The organism is Streptomyces ferrugineus (assembly GCF_015160855.1).
GTDB lineage: Bacteria > Actinomycetota > Actinomycetes > Streptomycetales > Streptomycetaceae > Streptomyces > Streptomyces ferrugineus.
Window position 1 is genome coordinate 3,012,373 of sequence record NZ_CP063373.1, and the last position, 16,368, is coordinate 3,028,740.

13 protein-coding genes are annotated in these 16,368 nt (G+C 71.4%); 3 read left to right on the forward strand and 10 right to left on the reverse strand.

Annotated elements, in window-relative coordinates; genetic code table 11:
- Nucleotides 1–36: 36 nt before the first annotated feature.
- Nucleotides 37–405 carry a GntR family transcriptional regulator gene (locus tag IM697_RS13770; RefSeq protein ID WP_194047968.1) on the forward strand — a complete coding sequence of 123 codons (369 nt, stop codon included), beginning with the start codon at nt 37–39 and terminating at the stop codon, nt 403–405.
- On the opposite strand, the gene IM697_RS13775 is transcribed toward IM697_RS13770, so the two are convergent.
- Together IM697_RS13775 and IM697_RS13780 are read right to left on the reverse strand one after the other, a co-directional pair.
- Nucleotides 406–1,176: a DUF72 domain-containing protein gene (locus IM697_RS13775; RefSeq protein ID WP_194047969.1), complete on the reverse strand. Its 771-nt coding sequence runs from the start codon at nt 1,174–1,176 to the stop codon at nt 406–408.
- 15 nt (nt 1,177–1,191) lie between these two features.
- Complete coding sequence (locus IM697_RS13780; RefSeq protein WP_194047970.1) at nt 1,192–2,286, reverse strand: DUF5925 domain-containing protein; 1,095 nt, start codon at nt 2,284–2,286, stop codon at nt 1,192–1,194.
- Between the two features lie 166 nt (nt 2,287–2,452).
- Here IM697_RS13780 and IM697_RS13785 point away from each other — a divergent pair, with 166 nt between their 5' ends.
- The gene (locus tag IM697_RS13785) at nt 2,453–3,865 is read left to right on the forward strand and encodes a GH39 family glycosyl hydrolase (RefSeq protein ID WP_194047971.1); all 1,413 of its coding nucleotides are present in this window, start codon (nt 2,453–2,455) and stop codon (nt 3,863–3,865) included.
- A gap of 15 nt (nt 3,866–3,880) precedes the next feature.
- Here the strand turns inward: IM697_RS13785 and IM697_RS13790 are convergent, their stop codons facing one another.
- The 7 genes from IM697_RS13790 to IM697_RS13820 form a co-directional block, all read right to left on the reverse strand.
- On the reverse strand, nt 3,881–7,711 hold the full coding sequence (locus IM697_RS13790) for a lipopolysaccharide biosynthesis protein (RefSeq protein ID WP_194047972.1): 3,831 nt from the start codon (nt 7,709–7,711) through the stop codon (nt 3,881–3,883).
- Nucleotides 7,704–8,504, reverse strand: coding sequence for a polysaccharide deacetylase family protein (locus IM697_RS13795; protein ID WP_194047973.1), 801 nt, complete (start codon nt 8,502–8,504; stop codon nt 7,704–7,706). Before IM697_RS13795 ends, IM697_RS13790 begins: the two co-directional genes overlap by 8 nt.
- Nucleotides 8,501–9,505 carry a glycosyltransferase family 2 protein gene (locus tag IM697_RS13800; protein WP_194047974.1) on the reverse strand — a complete coding sequence of 335 codons (1,005 nt, stop codon included), beginning with the start codon at nt 9,503–9,505 and terminating at the stop codon, nt 8,501–8,503. Before IM697_RS13800 ends, IM697_RS13795 begins: the two co-directional genes overlap by 4 nt.
- Nucleotides 9,502–10,323, reverse strand: a complete 822-nt coding sequence (locus IM697_RS13805) for a glycosyltransferase family 2 protein (protein ID WP_194047975.1) — start codon at nt 10,321–10,323, stop codon at nt 9,502–9,504. The genes IM697_RS13800 and IM697_RS13805 overlap by 4 nt, the downstream gene beginning before the upstream one ends.
- Nucleotides 10,324–10,704: 381 nt before the next feature.
- Nucleotides 10,705–11,802, reverse strand: coding sequence for a GNAT family N-acetyltransferase (locus IM697_RS13810; protein ID WP_194047976.1), 1,098 nt, complete (start codon nt 11,800–11,802; stop codon nt 10,705–10,707).
- A 1-nt stretch (nt 11,803) separates the two neighbouring features.
- Nucleotides 11,804–12,241: a hypothetical protein gene (locus IM697_RS13815; protein WP_228044655.1), complete on the reverse strand. Its 438-nt coding sequence runs from the start codon at nt 12,239–12,241 to the stop codon at nt 11,804–11,806.
- Between the two features lie 175 nt (nt 12,242–12,416).
- Nucleotides 12,417–13,625, reverse strand: coding sequence for a S8 family peptidase (locus IM697_RS13820; protein ID WP_194047977.1), 1,209 nt, complete (start codon nt 13,623–13,625; stop codon nt 12,417–12,419).
- A 267-nt stretch (nt 13,626–13,892) separates the two neighbouring features.
- Here IM697_RS13820 and IM697_RS13825 point away from each other — a divergent pair, with 267 nt between their 5' ends.
- A complete protein-coding gene (locus tag IM697_RS13825; protein WP_194047978.1) occupies nt 13,893–14,702 on the forward strand; it encodes an SGNH/GDSL hydrolase family protein in 810 nt (269 codons plus the stop codon).
- A gap of 32 nt (nt 14,703–14,734) precedes the next feature.
- Here IM697_RS13825 and IM697_RS13830 read toward each other — a convergent pair whose 3' ends face one another.
- Nucleotides 14,735–16,351: a serine/threonine-protein kinase gene (locus tag IM697_RS13830; protein ID WP_194047979.1), complete on the reverse strand. Its 1,617-nt coding sequence runs from the start codon at nt 16,349–16,351 to the stop codon at nt 14,735–14,737.
- Nucleotides 16,352–16,368: the final 17 nt, after the last annotated feature.

Below are 16,368 nucleotides of genomic sequence, written 5' to 3' on the forward strand. Positions count from 1 at the left end.
CCTCTCATTTTCCGGCGGGTGCGGGACAATCGGCCTGTGACCTTGAAGATCCACATCGACGGCAGTGCCGCACCGTACGAACAGGTACGGGCGCAGATCTCGGAACAGGCGCGGTCGGGGGTGCTGCCGGTGGGGTACCGGCTGCCGACCGTGCGGGGGCTGGCGGAGTCCCTGGGGCTGGCGGCGAACACCGTCGCCAAGGCGTACCGGGCGCTGGAGAGCGACGGGGTGATCGAGACGCGGGGGCGCAACGGCACCTTCGTGGCCGCCGCCGGCTCGGCCGCGGAACGCCAGTCGGCGTCGGCCGCACAGGAGTACGTGGAGCGGGCTCGGCGGCTGGGGCTCACGGAGGCCGAGGCGTTGGCGGCCGTGCGGGATGCCCTGCGGGCGGCCTACGGGGAGTAGTCAACGGAGAGCGGCGGACTCCGGCGTGCGGGTCACCGTGAGGCCCGCTCGCGTCGCCGCCCTCCCGAAGGCCACCGCGTCCTGAACCGCCGCCCCGCCGGGGTCGTTGTTGAAGTACGCGTACACGTCCTCGGCGTCGGACCAGGTGGTCGCGATGCGGTCGACCCAGGTCTCCAGGGAGCGCCGGCCGTAGCGGGGCCAGGGGTGGGCGCGGCCCTCGTGGAAGCGGACGTAGCCCCAGTCCGCGGTGCGCCACAGGGGCGTCATCGGGCGGGCCCGGACGTCGGCCCAGCACAGGGCGGCGCCGCGGGACCGAAGAACCTCGCGGGTCTCGGACGCCCACCAGGACTCGTGGCGGGGCTCGACCGCGATCCGCGTTCCGGACGGGAAGCAGGCCAGGCAGGCATCGAGGAGGCCGGGGTCGGCGCGCAGAGTCGGCGGGAGTTGGAGGAGTACCGGCCCCAGGCGGTCGCCCAGGCCCGCCGCGTGGGACATCAGACGGTCGACGGGCTCCTCGGGATCCTTGAGGCGCTTGATGTGGGTGAGGTAGCGGCTGGCCTTCACCGCGACCACGAAGTCACCCGGTACCCGGTCGCGCCAGGCCTCGAAGTTCTCCCGCGTCGGCAACCGGTAGAACGCGTTGTTGATCTCCACCGTGGCGAAGTGCCCCGTGTACTCCTCCAGCCACCGTCGCATGGGCACATCGGAGGGGTAGAGGGCGCCCCGCCAGTCCCGGTACTGCCATCCCGACGTCCCGACGAACAGGGTCATACCTCAATCAAAGCACTACAGGTACAGCCCCGCGTCCGCCCCGTCCCGGGGATCCGGCAGCGACGTCGGGGACGTGCCCCGCTTGAGCGCGTACAGCTCCGCCAGGGTCGCCCCCTCCCGTCCGATGCCCTCCTCCGAGCCCAGCCAGCTCACCGCTTCCCGGCGCGTCAGCTGCCCCACCTCGATACGGGCCAGGCAGCGGCCGGGGCGGACGACGGCGGGGTGCAGGCGCTCCAGGTCCTCGTTGGTGGTGACGCCGACGAGGACATTGCGGCCCTGGCCCAGCAGGCCGTCCGTCAGGTTCAGCAGCCGCGACAGCGCCTGGCCCGCGGTGTGCTTCGCCTCGCCCCGGATCAGCTCGTCGCAGTCCTCCAGGAGCAGCAGCCGCCAGCGGCCCTTGCCCGTGGAGTCGTCCTCGCCGATCGCGATGTCCATCAGGTAGCCGACGTCGCTGAACAGGCGCTCCGGGTCGAGGACGCAGTCGACCTGGCACCAGTCCCGCCACGAGCGGGCCAGCGTCCGCAGGGCCGACGTCTTGCCGGTGCCCGGCGGGCCGTGCAGCAGGAGCAGCCGGCCCGCGATGTCCTCCGGGGTCGTCTTCATCAGGTGGTCCATCGCGTCCGCCACGGGCGCGGTGTAGTTGGCGCGCACCTCGTCCCAGGTGCCCGCCGAGATCTGCCGGGTCGTGCGGTGCGGGCCGCGCCTGGGGGAGACGTACCAGAAGCCCATGGTCACGTTCTCCGGCTGCGGCTCGGGCTCGTCCGCCGCGCCGTCCGTCGCCTCGCCCAGCACCCGCGCCGCCAGTTCCTCGCTGGTCGCCGTCACGGTGACGTCGGCGCCCCGGTTCCAGCGGGAGATCAGCAGGGTCCAGCCGTCGCCCTCGGCCAGCGTCGCGCTGCGGTCGTCGTCGCGGGCGGCGCGCAGCACGCGGGCGCCCGGCGGCAGGAGGGTCGCCCCGGACCGTACGCGGTCGATGTTCGCCGCGTGCGAGTACGGCTGCTCGCCCGTCGCGAAGCGGCCGAGGAACAGCGCGTCGACGACGTCGGACGGCGAGTCGCTGTCGTCGACGTTGAGCCGGATCGGCAGAGCGTCGTGTGGGTTCGCAGACATGCGGCCATGATCCGGCACGAAAGCGCCGTGTGCACCCGGTTTCCGTGCGACAACGCCCGGTGGTGGCAGTGCCGGACGCCTCCGCCGGATCCCGCGCGTCCTGTTACAGGACCGTGTGCGACGAAAGCCGCCCCAGCCGCTGTCACCCCCGTTACCGTTGTCCTTGATGGGACGTCATGGGTGGAATTCGGGGGCACGGCGGTGGCGGCTCACCGCGCTGCTCGGCGTGGGCGCGGCCGCGCTGGCACTGGTCGTGACCCTCCTCAACACGCTTCCCGGCAACGGTGTGGACACCGACGGCACCTCACGGGACGGGGACCGGCCGCACGGCACGCCGACCGCCACGCCGGACGCGGCGAACCCGGAGGTCGGCTGGGGCTTCACCCACACCCAGCACAGCGCGGACGAGGGCGCCGCCGCCGCCGTCCGGCGCGTCGAGGGACGGCTCGCGGACGCCGGAGGGCTGCCGCAGATCCAGCACATCATGGGCTGGGGCGCCGACAATCCCGAGCCGGTCGAGGGGCGTTACGACTTCGAGGCGATGGACCGCCGCATCGACTTCGTCCGCGCTTCCGGCGGCACTCCGGTCGTCACCCTGTGCTGCGCCCCCGACTGGATGAAGGGCGGCAAGGCCGGCGTCGGCAACACCGACTGGAGCCAGGCCGCCCTGGAGACCGCGCCCGACCCCGAGCACTTCGAGGACTTCGCCGCGCTCGCCGTGACCGTCGCCAAGCGCTACCCGGACGTACGCCACTTCATCGTGTGGAACGAGTTCAAGGGCTTCTGGAACGACGCCGAGGCCCGCTGGGACTACGAGGGCTACACCGAGCTCTACAACCTCGTCCACAAGGCGTTGAAGAAGGTCAACCCGGACATCATGGTCGGCGGGCCCTACCTCGTGATGGACAGCGTCGACCCGCGCGCGGAGGAGGCCTCGACGGCGCTGAAGGGCCCCTGGGGCGCCATGGACCGGCGCACCGTCGAGGCCTTCGAGTACTGGAACGAGCACAAGGCCGGCGCCGACTTCGTCGTCGTGGACGGCTCCAGCTACACCCGCGACGACGAGCTGCTGCCGGACGAGTTCACCGCCACCGACAAGTTCACGGCCGTCAGCCGGTGGGTGCGGGGGCAGACCGGCGATCTGCCGCTGTGGTGGGCCGAGTACTACGTCGAGCCCGCCGACGGCAACGACGACCGCAAGGACTGGTCCGAGGCCCGCCGCGTCGCCGTCCAGGCGGCCGGGATGATGGCGCTGGCCAAGGGGGGTGCCACCTCCGCCTTCTACTGGAACCCGGAGGAGGAGAAGGGCAGCGAGTGCGCCGGCTGTCTGTGGACACCGACCGACAGCGCGGACGGCGGTGCCAAGCTGCCGATGTACGACCTTCTCTCGCGGTTCGGCGAGGAGTTCCGGCCGGGGACCGCGCACCGGTCGGTGTCCGTGGACCGGCCCGACGTCCGGGTCCTGGCCACGGACCAGGTGGTCCTGGCCGTGAACACCCTCGACCGGCAGACCAGCGCGAAGATCGACGGCAAGAAGGTCGAGTTGCAGGCCTACGAGGTCAGGTGGCTCGAACGCTGAGCCACCCCACCCCTGCTACTTGAGCGTCAGCAGCCGCTGCACCATCGACGCCAGCAGCACCGCCAGCAGCGGCAGCGAGAACCAGAAGCTGCTCTGCAGCCACCGAAGCTGCCGCACGCTCGGTGCCAGCGCCACCCGGACGATCTCGCGGGCCATCAGCAGCACGATCAGCGCGAGCGCCGCGAGGCCCCCGACCACCGACCACGGCGTCCAGGTCACCTGTGGCCCGATCGGCCCGGGATCGGCCTTCGGCACCTCGCCCGCCGGCTGCTTCCTCAGCGCGTACATCGTCACGTCGGCGTTGACGAAGACCCTCTTCAGCTCCGGCCGCCGGTCCAGGTTCTGCAGCAGCCGCGTCTCCCAGCTCGCCGAATAGCCCACGTCCAGCCGGAGGAAGGTGACCTGAGCCTGGTTGATCATCAGATACGAGTTCGGGCCCGCGTCCTTCAACGCCTTCACCAGGCCCGACACCAGCACCGGGTCGGCCGGCGCCTGCGTCGGCAGATACGAGACCTTCTCCATGTCCCGCGAGCCCCACGGCATCGCCGGCGTCACGTCGTTGACCGGATCGCTGCTCAGCCACAGCAGTCTGAGGCTCGGATCGTCATGGGCGTACACGTACTCCATGGCGGCGACCTCGCCGGGCCGCACCCGCTCGAACGGCTCGTTGCCCCAACGAGCCACCAGGAAGCCGCCCATCAGCACCAGGCCCGCCATGAGCGCCGCCAGCGGAGCGAGGCTCACCTTGTCCTTGTCGCGCTCCTTGGCGGTGACGCCGGTGCGCGGGAAGAACGCCAGACCGGTGAGCAGGGCCGCGCCCGGCAGGGCGAACATGAAGACCCGCAGCGCCATCTCACCGCCGTACGACTGCATGCCGAAGCCCAGGAACGGCACGAAGGTGAGGACCAGCAGCGAGCGCTCCCGGTAGTGGTGGAAGCGGCGGCGCCACCAGCCCCAGCAGGCGAAGGCCATCACACCGCCGGCCAGCAGCACCCGCGTGTACAGCACGAGCTTGTGGGTGGAACTGCCGCCCTCGATACGGCCGGAGACGGAGGACGACACATTGCCGCCGACGCCGCCGACCCCGCCGAACAGCTCGTCGAAGTGCCCGGACCAGTACGGCTCGGCCATGAAGCCGATCCAGACCGTCACCATGACGGCGAACAGGATGGGCAGGCCGCGCACTTCGGACCTGCCGATCAGGACGAGTGCCGTCAGCACGCCCAGCATCACGAACGGCGTGAGCTGGTGGGCGGGGACGCTGGCCGCGAACAGTCCGATGACGACCATCAGCAGCACGGCCCGCTGCCGCCGGTTCGTCGGCTCGACCTCCAGCTCGCCGGGGCGCCGCTTCGTCCAGATCACGCGTGGCGCGCGGAACCAGACCAGCAGGATCGCGGCGAACGTCAGGTACAGCAGATAGGTGAAGCCCTGCGGGGAGAAGTAGTCCTGGCCGACCCAGCCGCTGAGCACGAAGACCCAGATGCCGGTCCACTTGGCCCGCCAGCTCGCCCGCATGTGCCGTACCAGCAGGAACATCGGCACCAGATAGAGCAGTTGCATGGCCAGCGGCCACCAGCGGATGACCTCGGTCAGGTCGCCGACCCCGCACGCCTTCGCGACGAACGCGGCCACCGCGAAGAAGCCCGGCCAGCTCCAGCGGGCGTCCAGGTCGGGCACGGCCGAGCCGGTGCGGTCGACGTAGTCCAGGAAGCCGAGGTGCTGCCAGGCCGTCGCGAACCGCGGCTCGGTCTCGATCAGGGCGGGCAGCGCGTGCAGTGACACGACCGTCGCCAGCAGCGTGACCAGCAGCAGCCCTCGGTGCTCCCGGCCCAGCCACAGCAGCGAGGCGAACGTCACCGCCAGCAGCGCGGCACCGAGCAGCGTCGGCGGCGGCAGCACCGAGATCAGTCCGAGCCCGCCCATGCCGTCCAGATCGCTCTCGCCCAGCCGCAGCGCGGGCACCCAGTACAGCAGCAGCGCGGCGGTCAGCAGACAGCCGAGGATCACCCCGAGACGGGTGGGCAGCAGCCGCTCACGCAAGGTCGGCGCAGGTGTCTCGGGCTGTCGTACGGGCTCTTCGGGCATGGGCGGCTCTTCCCGTACGGCACTGTCCGACCGTACGACGGCCTCCTCCTCGCGCTCCTCGGCCACGGGCTCCTCGTCGCCCTTGCCCGCGTCGAAGCCCCCCGCGAACGGCGCGTCCACTTCGGCGGGCCCTGTCGGCGTCCGCCGTTCCTCCACGGGCAGCCCCAGCTCCGGACCGCGTGCCCAGGCCGGCCGGTGTTCCGGGTGGAGGCGCGGGGTGCCCGTGGGCGGCGTCCCCGGACCGGGGCGGACGTCGGGCCGCCGCTCCAGGTGGTCGAAGTCGACGTGGATGCCGAGGGTCAGGGTGTCGGTGTCGGGCGCCCAGCCGGGCCCCCGCCTGCGCGCCCCCTCGGCCGCATCGCGTGCCCCCAGGTCGGCGAGGTCGCCGTCGGGAGCCGCGTCCTCGGGGACCTCGGCCGCACTCGCCCGCGCGGTCCGGTACAGCTTGGGCGCGGCGATCGCGACGATCACCGACAGGGACGCGATCTCGGCGACACCGGCGCCGGTCAGGCCCATGCGGGGGAGCAGCACCAGCGTCAGGCCGAGCACCAGGACGCACAACAGGCCCTGCAGCCAGGCCAGTCCCGCGGTGCGGCTCTGGGCGCGCAGGACCGCGAAGTACGTCTCCATGACGACCCGCAGCAGCGCGCCGATCGCGAACCAGCGCAGCAGCGGGGTCGCCGCGTCCGCGTAGCCCGGGCCGAAGACGCCCAGGATCCAGGGCGCCCCGAAGAACAGGACCGCGGAGACCGGCAGCATGATCCGTGCCATGCGCCTGAGCGCCGCACGGGTGTTGGCGGCCAGCCGTCCGGGGTCGTGCGAGCCCTCGACCGTGAGGGAGGCGCCCATGTTGATGGCGAGCAGGTTGACCGTGCCGCCGATGGTGGTCGTGATGTAGAAGTACGCGTTGTCCTCGGAGGAGACCTGCGCGGCCACGATCACCGGGATCAGATAGACCACGGCCAGCGAGAACAGCGAGCCGGTGTAGTCGCCCGCCAGGAACCTGCCGATCTCCCTCAGGGACGGCGGGGCGGCATGGTCCTCGGTCGCCTTCACATGCCGCGGCACCAGGCGCCGGAACACCAGCCAGCCCAGCGGCAGCACCGACACCGCGATCGCCGCGACCCACGACACGAAGACCCCGGCGGTGGGGATCGCCACCGCGAACGCCACCAGCAGCCCCAGCTTCACCGCCGAGAACACGGTGTTGCCGACCGGCACCCACACCGCGCTGCGCAGCCCGGTCAGCACGCCGTCCTGGAGCGTGAGCAGGTTCCAGGCGATGACGGCCACGACGAAGAAGAGTCCGTTCAGCGGCCCGTCCAGGAACCGGTACGAGGGCCCCCACAGATCCAGCGTCAGCAGGAACACGCCTGCGGCCAGCGCCACGATCACACAACTGCCCGCGTACGTCCGGAAGATCAGCCGGCCGCTCCTGCGGCCGGCCACCGGGATGAAGCGGGCCAGCGCGCCGGTCAGCGCCACCGCGGTGAGCCCGGCGAGGAACTTCATCGCGGCGATCGCGGCGGATCCCTGACCGACCGCGGACTCGGAGTAGTAGCGGGCGGCGGCCAGCCAGAAGCCGAGCCCCAGCACGGCGGAGACGCCGGTGTTGATCATCAGGGCGTAGGCGTTGCGGAACAGCGGACTGCCACCGGCGGACCTGCCCATGCCGGGCAGGCGAAGGCGGCGCCCCGACTGCTCGGGCGCCGTCGCGTCGGTCGAGGCGGGCTCGGTCGTGGTCGTCGTGTCAGACACGGGAACGGATGGCCTTCCGGCGGACCTGTCGGGCTCTGCGGACCAGGGCGTACCCCTTGGTGAGGGCGCGGTCCCGGGCGAAGGCGCGGGCGATGGCACGGCCCTCGACCAGCCGCCCGAACTCCTCGATGCCGGTGGTGCGGCGCACGGTCAGGCGGGTGAGGGCGTACGGGCCCTGCCGGCGCCGCGCGAGGCCGTTGTTGACGGCGAGCGCCTGGGCGTATCCGGTCTCGCGCACCGCCTCGCGCACCCGGCGGCTGGAGTAGCCGTACGGGTAGGCGAACGAGGCCGGGGCGGTGCCGAGCTGGTCCGAGACGATCTCCTTGCACAGGATCAGCTCGGAGCGCAGTCCGCCGTCCGGGAGCTGGTCGAGCTGCGGATGCGTGTGGCTGTGGCCGCCGATCTCGACGCCCGCCTCGGCGAGTTCACGGACCTGGTCCCAGTCGAGCATGGTGTCCAGGCCGCCGCCCATGTCGTGCGGGCCCTTCAGCCAGCCCGTGGAGACGAACACCGTGGCCGCGAAGCCGTGCTTGGCGAGCACGGGCAGCGCGTGCCGGTGCACGCCCTCGTAGCCGTCGTCGAAGGTGATCAGCACCGGCCGCTCGGGCAGCGGTCTGCCGGAGCGCCAGCGCGCCGCGAGATCGGCCGTCGTCACGGGTGTGCGGCCCAGGTCGTCGATCAGCGCCATCTGCCGCGCGAACTCCTCCGGCGCCACCGACAGATCGCGGGTGGCGTCGTTCGGCGCGGTGGAGACGGCGTGGTACATGAGAATCGGTACCCGCGGGTCACTCATCTCGGTCCCCCCTCGATGCCGGGTGCCCCCTCGATCCCCACCACCGAGTAGGTAACGCCGCCCCGGCGCGCCCGGACACTGCCCACGACGTACCCACCGGCCGCCGTCAGGACGCCCGCGACGATCGCCCCCGCCCGTCCCGCACCGCCCGGCCGGGCCAGCACCGCGTCCCGCAGCCCGCGCGCCACCCCGGCCGGCAGCACCCGGGTGGTGTACCGACGCTCGGACTCGAGGCCCTTGCCGGCGCCCACACTGCGGGCCACCAGCGCCTTCGACAGACCCTCGGCGTAGGTGCGGGTACGGAAGTACCGGAAGTGCTCGCGCGGTCCGGGCACCCGGTGGTGGATCACGGCGCGGTCGTCGATCAGCAGGACCGCGTCGGGCCGGGCCCGGGAGAGCCGGATGCACAGCTCCGTCTCCTCGCAGCCCAGCGGCAGCCGGTCGCCGTCGCGGCCGATGCCGGTGGCGAAACCGCCCGCGAAGTCGAACGCCGTGCGCCGGAAGGAGGCGTTGCCGCCGAGGACGTTGCGCACCTTCACCTGCCCGCGCGGCAGGCCGCGGTAGGTGCAGCCGACGACCCAGTCGAACTCCGCCGGGAACCAGTCCGGCCGCCTCCCCGACGCCCAGATCGGCTCCGTGCGCCCGCCGACGGCCATCACGTGCGGGTCGGTGTACCCCGCGGCGAAGTGCCGCAGCCAGTCGCGCTCGGCCACGGCGTCGTCGTCGAGGAAGGCGATCACCTCGCCGTACGAGGCGGCGATGCCGGTGTTGCGGCCCGCGGACAGGCCGCGGGGGCCCGCGTTGGCGAGCACCCGTACATCGGTCGCTTCCTTGTACTCCTTGGTCAGCCGGTCCAGGAGTGCCGCGTTGTGGTCGACGACCAGCAGCGTCTCCAGGGCCGGATACGACTGCGCCCGCACCGAGGAGACCGCCGCGAGGATGTCCTCCCAGCGGTCCTCGGTGTACACGCAGATCACGACGGAGATGTCGGGACCGCTCAAGACGCATCGCCCCGAACCGAGTCGAGCATCGGTGAGTGGTTCCTGCTGCGGCGCAGGGCACGCCGGTTGGAGCGCTCCTTGAGGATCACCTTGAGCACCCGCAGCCCGTCCCGCACGGCGCGCAGATTGCTCGTGCCGTGGATGCGGAGGTACTCGTGGCTGGGTATCTCCTGCACCTTCAGCCCCGCCTTGACGACCCGGATGTTCATCAGGGTCTCCACCTCGAAGCCGGTGCAGTCGAGGTCGATCTTGTCCAGGCAGTGCCGCCAGAACGCGTTGTATCCATAGCAGAGATCGGTGTAGCGGGCGCCGAACTTGCGGTTGACGGCCGTGCACAGCGCCCAGTTGCCCAGCTTGCGGATGGGCGTCATGTCGTCGGTGCCGCCGCCGTTGGCGAAACGGGACCCCTTGGCGAAGTCGGCGCCCGAGACCAGGGCGGAGACATACGACAGGATCTCGTTGCCGTCGGCCGAGCCGTCCGCGTCGACCATCACGATGATGTCGCCGGTGGCCGCCTCGAACCCGGTGATCAGGGCATCCCCCTTGCCCTTTCCGCGCTGCCGCACGACCTTCACCTCGGGCCACAGCTCCCGGGCCACGTCGACGGTGTCGTCGGTGGAGTTGCCGTCCACCAGGACCACCTCGTGGATCCACTCCGGAAGGGTCTTGAAGACGTACGGCAGATTCTCCGCCTCGTTCATGGCCGGGATCACCACGCTCACCGGCGGCGCGATGGCCAGGTGTGAGGAGACGGGCCGGTATTTGCCGGCCGGTGACGGACCGTGGTCCGCGACCGCCGGGCGCAGAACAGAACTCATGAGTCAGGTCCCTCTCGTCCGGTGGACCGCCCGCCCCTGGGCGGCCCGGCTATGTGTCCGGTTCGAAAGGGGGGTTCGTGTCACTCACGGCACGGCGGAGCGGATCCCCGTACGCGTGTGGTGAGCTGGCATGTCTGGCCGGCCGTCCGAAGATGGGCAGCCGGTCGCGCGGCACGACCCGGTCGCAAGTGCGAGCACCTTCACCGAGCACCCCCCTACCGCGCCCCGCGCCGGACTGCCGCGGTCCTTGAGCCCTCCCCTAGAGCCGCTTGCCACAGTCCGATGCGGGTGAGATGTACGACGGTATTGACGATTGAGCCTGTATGGCAAGAGCTGGAACGAGCCCTCACATTTTTGTTGGTTTGACCGGAGTTAACAGAGTTACCGACGTTCCGAGCGGATCTTCCCCATACGCTTGAGGAGCCGGTCCGCCGGTTCGAACAGCTCCGGCCGTGTCTGCACCGTGTTGCGCAGCGCCCGGACCGGGGCACGGCGTGCCCGGTGTCCGAACGCGACCGGGTGACGCCGGGTCACCCACCCCTCCGACACCGTCAGGTCGCGTGTCTTCAGGGAGTCCTTGTACTCCTTCTGGCCTCGGCCCAGGTCGAGGTGGGCGATGCCGTCGGCGGCGGCCGCCTCGGCCATCCGCAGATGCAGCACCAGACCCGGCGAGTACTTCGAGAACGCCGGGTCGTACGCCGGGAACCAGCAGGCCAGCACCCGCTCGCTGCGCAGCCCGAAGTGCGCGGCGATCGGCTTGCCGCCCGCGTACAGCACCGACAGGATCCCCGCGAACGGCTCCGAGCGGGTGTGGAAGAGCTGCTCCACCAGCCGGGTGATCCACTCGTGCGCGAAGCGGTCGCTGCGCCCGGTCCTGCGGTACTGCGCGGACTTCCAGGCCATCAGTGTGCGCAGCGCGGCGGGGTCGCGCTCGTCGTGCACATAGCGCACGCCGTCGTGGTCCCGGCCGAGCCTGCGCTCCTTGGCGAGCGTCGTCCGTGTGAACTTCGGTGACCGCTCCCGGAGTTGGGTCAGGTACGCCTCGTACCCCTGATCGACGTCCATGACCGGGGACGGGTATCTGCCGGAGGCCTCCGCCTCGAACGCCGCCTGGCCCTCCACCAGGTGGTCGAACTCCCACACGGCCAGCCCGCACGCCTTCAGCAGCTCCCGGGCGTCCCAGGTGAACCCGGGCCGGTGCACCACCCCCTGCGCGTCCGAGACGCCGAGACCGATGGCCCGTCCGACGCCGGACGCCGTCCGCTGGAACGGGAAGTACGCGGCCGGCTCGCCGCCCTCCCGTACGACCGCGATCCGCACCCCGCGCCGGCAGCGGCCGACGGCGAGCGCGAACTCGGGCGACAGGAAGGGGTTGGCGAGCTCGGGTGAGCCGTGCAGATGGGCCTTGGACTGCATCGATGTCCACGCCGCCCGGTCGGCGGAGCTGAGCTCCCCGGGGCGGTACACGCTGATGTCCACGTCAGTCAGTCCGCCTTCGCGTCGTACGACCGCGCAGTTGCCGCAGCGCGACCAGCAGGAGAATGAGGGCGCTGATCGTGGTCACGGCCACGATCCCGCCGTGCACCGACCACCGGTGCACGGCCAGCATGCCCTGGGTCACCAGCATGTTGACGACGACCGCGCCCGCAACCGCGGCCACGGTCCGGCCGAAGGGTTCCAGCCCGCGCAGCGCGGCGGCGATGGCCCCGGCCGGTGCCGCGAGCAGGAAGAACAGGGTGAAGGGGCCGCGCAGCGGCGAGCCCGAGTCGACGAGCGCGAGGTACGCGCCGATTCCCCCCACAGCCGTCGCGGCGCCCGCGAGCAGCGGCGTCAGGTCCCTCCCCGGTCCTGGTCGCGCACGCTCGGCGTCCTGAGACGAGTCTGTCTTGATACGTGCCTTGATACGTATGGTCTGCATTGGCGACTTTGCCCCCCGAAGCGCCGGATGCCGGGCTTCAATGTGGCTCAGCGCCATGTCGGCCGTCAAGATGCGAACGGCCCCTTGACAACTGTTCGTATCCCGTTCACACGCACCCGGTCCCCGCAGGAGTGGGGCCTGCGGGGACCGGTGGTTCAGGTGGTGCGGGGGTGGGTCACGGAACGAGCTTCAGCAGCCGGTTCGGTGAGCCGCTGCCGGGGCTGGTGACCACATTGCCGGTGGCGCCGTCGGTGAGTGCCGAGGCCACCGTGGCCGGTGTGGCCGAGGTGTGGCTCGCCAGGTACAGCGCGGCCGCGCCGGCGACGTGCGGGGCGGCCATCGACGTGCCGGAGATGGTGTTCGTCGCGGTGTCGCCGGTGTGCCAGCCCGCCGTGATCGACGAGCCCGGCGCGAAGATGTCCAGGACCGAGCCGTAGTTCGAGTAGCTCGCCCGGGCGTCGGAGCTGGTGGTGGCGCCGACGGTGATGGCCTCGGTGACCCGCGCGGGGGAGTACGAGGAGGCGTTTGCGCTGCTGTTGCCGGCCGCGATCGCGTAGGTCACGCCGCTGGCGATGGAGTTGCGCACGGCCGTGTCCAGCGAGGCCGAGGCGCCGCCGCCGAGCGACATGTTGGCGACCGAGGGGCCGGAGTGGTTCGCCGTCACCCAGTCGATGCCCGCGATCACCCCTGCCGTGGTGCCGGAGCCGCTGTTGTTGAGCACCCGGACCGCGACGATGTTCGCCTTCTTGGCCACACCGTAGGTCGAGCCGGCGATGGTGGTCGCCACATGGGTGCCGTGACCATTGCCGTCGGAGGCGGTGGTGTCGCCGTCGACCGCGTCATAGCCGTAGGAGGCACGGCCGCTGATCTGGGTGTGGGTGATGCGCACACCGGTGTCGATCACATAGGCCGTCACACCACTGCCCGCGCTGTCGGGGTAGGTGTAGGTGCCCGAGAGCGGCAGCGAGGTCTGGTCGATGCGGTCCAGGCCCCAGGGGGCGTCGGACTGGGTGGTGTCGGCCAGGTGGACCGTCTGGTTCTGCTCGACGGAGGCCACGGCCGGGTCGGCGGCGAGTCTTCTGGCCTCGGTCGCGGAGAGGGTGGCGGAGTAGCCGTTCAGGGCGGCGCCGAACGTCTTGTTCACCGCGCCGCCGTACTCCTTGATCAGGCTCTTGCCCGCGCCGGAGGCGGCCTTGAGGCCCGCGTCCTTCTTCAGCGTGACGATGTAGCTGTCCTTGACGGCTGTGGGGGAGCCGGCGGCCAGGACCTTGCCCTCGGCCGGGGCGGCGTGGGCGGGGAGGGAGGTGAGCGAGCCGACGAGGGCGGCGGTCACCAGGCCGGATATCGCGGCGAACCGGAGTGTGCTGCTACGCAGTTGTGCCATTACGAGGGAGTCCTCCTCAAGGCGGTGCGCATGTGGTGCGCGCACATGTGGGGGGTGCATGCGTCGTAAAGGATCTGTGCTCCGGTGGTGGCGGACAAGGGAGTTGACGACCTGTCAACAAGCTTGTCATGGGCACGTAATCAAAGCCATGGCTCAACCACAGGGTGGGGTGCGCGATGCCCGGAAAAGTCTTGGCATGGACACTTCCCGTCAACACGCGTAGTTGGTACGACGGTTATGGCAGTGATCCTGCTATAGGGAGGTTCCATGAGACGTTCCCGACTTTCCGTATACGTCGCCTCACTCCTCCTCGCCGTCGGCACCGCCCTCACCGGGGCCGCCACCGCGCAGGCCGCCGACACCGCCGCAACCGGCGGCTATGTGGCGCTCGGCGACTCCTACTCCTCGGGCCTCGGCGCGGGCGGCTACCTGGGCTCCAGCGGCGACTGCAAGCGCAGCACAAAGGCGTACCCCTACCTGTGGGCCGCCGCGAATTCACCCTCGTCGTTCGACTTCACGGCCTGCTCGGGCGCTCAAACGGGTGATGTGACCGCCCACCAGCTCGGCCCGCTCAGCGCCGGCACCGCCCTGGTGTCCATCACGATCGGCGGCAACGACGCCGGTTTCGCCGACATCATGACGACCTGTGTGCTGCAGGGCGACAGCGCCTGCGTCGCCCGGATCAACACCGCCAAGGCGTTCGTCGACTCGACGCTGCCCGGCCGGCTCGACGCCGTCTACTCGGCCATCCGCGCCAAGGCCCCGCTCGCCCATGTCGTCGTCCTCGGCTACCCGCGCTTCTACAAGCTGGGCGTCTCCGGGTGCCTGGGCCTGTCGGAGACCAAACGCAGGGCGCTCAACGACGCCGCCGACTACATCGACGCCGCCACCGAGAAGCGCGCCCTGGACCACGGGTTCACCTTCGGCGATGTGCGGCCCACCTTCACCGGGCACGAGATCTGCTCCGGCAGCTCGTGGATGCACGCCGTCAACTGGCTCAACATCCCGGAGTCGTACCACCCGACGGCCGCGGGCCAGTCGGGTGGATATCTGCCGGTGCTGAACAGCGCGGCCTGAACCACCCGCGGCTCTCCCGGGAGCCCGGTGACTCAGGAGTCCGGTGACTCGGTAGGCGTAGGCGAGACCCCGTCCGTCGGGGTCTCCGTCTCACACGTCACCGAGAACGGCACCGAGTTCGACTTCGTCTCCACCGGGTCGCGGACCTCGACACTGATCTCGTTCTCGAAGGTCCCGCTGTCGTCGTACGTCGTCACGAACGCCCGGTCCTGCTTGGTCCGCCCCCCGCCCTCCGGGAACGACAGGGTCTTCCAGCCCTGATCCATGACGTCACCGTCCTCGGACACCCAGCGATAGGTGACCTGCGCCGGCAGCCGCCCCACCGTGAACGTCGCCGTGAAGGCGGGCGCCTCGCCGCTCGGCGGCGGACACGCCCCGGAGTACTCCAGGTTCGAGCCCGTCAGCGCCACCCGCACGGACTGCGGCGCCGGAGCGCTCGTACGGCTCTCGCCCGCAGTCGGCTCGGGGCTCTGCGCACCGGAGGCGCTCTCGCCCTCGGTCTCCCGCGGCGAAGTGCCGCCGCCCGCCTGGCCGGTGGTGTGCTCGCCGCCCGCGCCGCCGCCGTCGCCGCCACGGTTGAGGAGCCCGTACGTCAGCCCCGCCACGGCCAGGGCGAGCACGGCGACGCCCGCGATCAGGGTGAGGGCGGTGCGGCGATCGCGCCCGGGGCGGACCGGAGCCGTGCTCGAGACGGCGGCGCCGACGGGCCGGGTCGGCGCGGGCGGTGGCACCGGGGCCGTCGGGGCGGTCCGCGACGGCGCCGGGAACTCCGCGACGGTCGGGGAGTACGGGGTCGCCCGCACGGCGTCCGCACGCGGCGTGCCCCCCGCGCCGATGATCCGCAGGTCCTGCTCCGCCTGCTCGGCCGACAGCCGCTCGGCCGGGTCCTTGCGCAGCAGCCCCTCGATGACGGGAGCGAGCGGACCGGCCCGGCGCGGCGGGGGCAGCTCGTCGTCGACGATCGCGCGCAGGGTGTTCAGCGGAGTGCTCTGGCGGAACGGGGAATTGCCCTCCACCGCCGCGTACAGCAGTACGCCGAGGGACCACAGGTCGGACTCCGGGCCGGGCGTGCGCCCGAGCGCCCGCTCCGGGGCCAGGAACTCGGGGGAGCCGATGACCTCGCCGGTCATCGTCAGCGCGGAGCTCCCCTCGACCATCGCGATACCGAAGTCGGTGAGCACGACCCGGCCGTCGTTCGACAGCAGCACGTTGGCCGGTTTCACGTCCCGGTGCAGCACGCCCGCCTCGAACGCGGCCCGCAGCGCCGCCAGCACCTCGGCGCCGATGTGCGCCGCGCGCTGCGGGCTCAGCGGGCCCTCGGCGTCCAGCAGCTCGGCCAGCGAGATGCCGCGGACCAGCTCCATCACGATCCAGGGCCGGCCGTCCTGCGTGGCCACGTCGTACACCGTGACGACATTGCGGTTGGCGACCCGCGCCGCCGCCCACGCCTCGCGCTCCAGCCGGGCGTACATCCGCTCGACCTCCGACGCGGGAAGCCCGGCCGGCGCGCGCACCTCCTTGACCGCCACCTCGCGGTGCAGCACCTCGTCACGGGCCCGCCAGACGGTGCCCATGCCGCCCTCGCCGAGCGGGGACAGGAGGCGGTAGCGCCCCGCGATCACCCGTTCACTGCCGTGTTCTTCGGACACGGGTGTCCCCCATTCGC

Excerpts from the sequence above, each read along its gene's own strand:
- IM697_RS13775 (WP_194047969.1), bottom strand. The coding sequence starts at position 1,176 with ATGACCCTGTTCGTCGGGACGTCGGGATGGCAGTACCGGGACTGGCGG.
- IM697_RS13780 (WP_194047970.1), bottom strand. The coding sequence starts at position 2,286 with ATGTCTGCGAACCCACACGACGCTCTGCCGATCCGGCTCAACGTCGAC.
- IM697_RS13785 (WP_194047971.1), top strand. The coding sequence starts at position 2,453 with ATGGGACGTCATGGGTGGAATTCGGGGGCACGGCGGTGGCGGCTCACC.
- IM697_RS13795 (WP_194047973.1), bottom strand. The coding sequence starts at position 8,504 with ATGAGTGACCCGCGGGTACCGATTCTCATGTACCACGCCGTCTCCACC.
- IM697_RS13805 (WP_194047975.1), bottom strand. The coding sequence starts at position 10,323 with ATGAGTTCTGTTCTGCGCCCGGCGGTCGCGGACCACGGTCCGTCACCG.
- IM697_RS13815 (WP_228044655.1), bottom strand. The coding sequence starts at position 12,241 with ATGCAGACCATACGTATCAAGGCACGTATCAAGACAGACTCGTCTCAG.
- IM697_RS13820 (WP_194047977.1), bottom strand. The coding sequence starts at position 13,625 with ATGGCACAACTGCGTAGCAGCACACTCCGGTTCGCCGCGATATCCGGC.
- IM697_RS13825 (WP_194047978.1), top strand. The coding sequence starts at position 13,893 with ATGAGACGTTCCCGACTTTCCGTATACGTCGCCTCACTCCTCCTCGCC.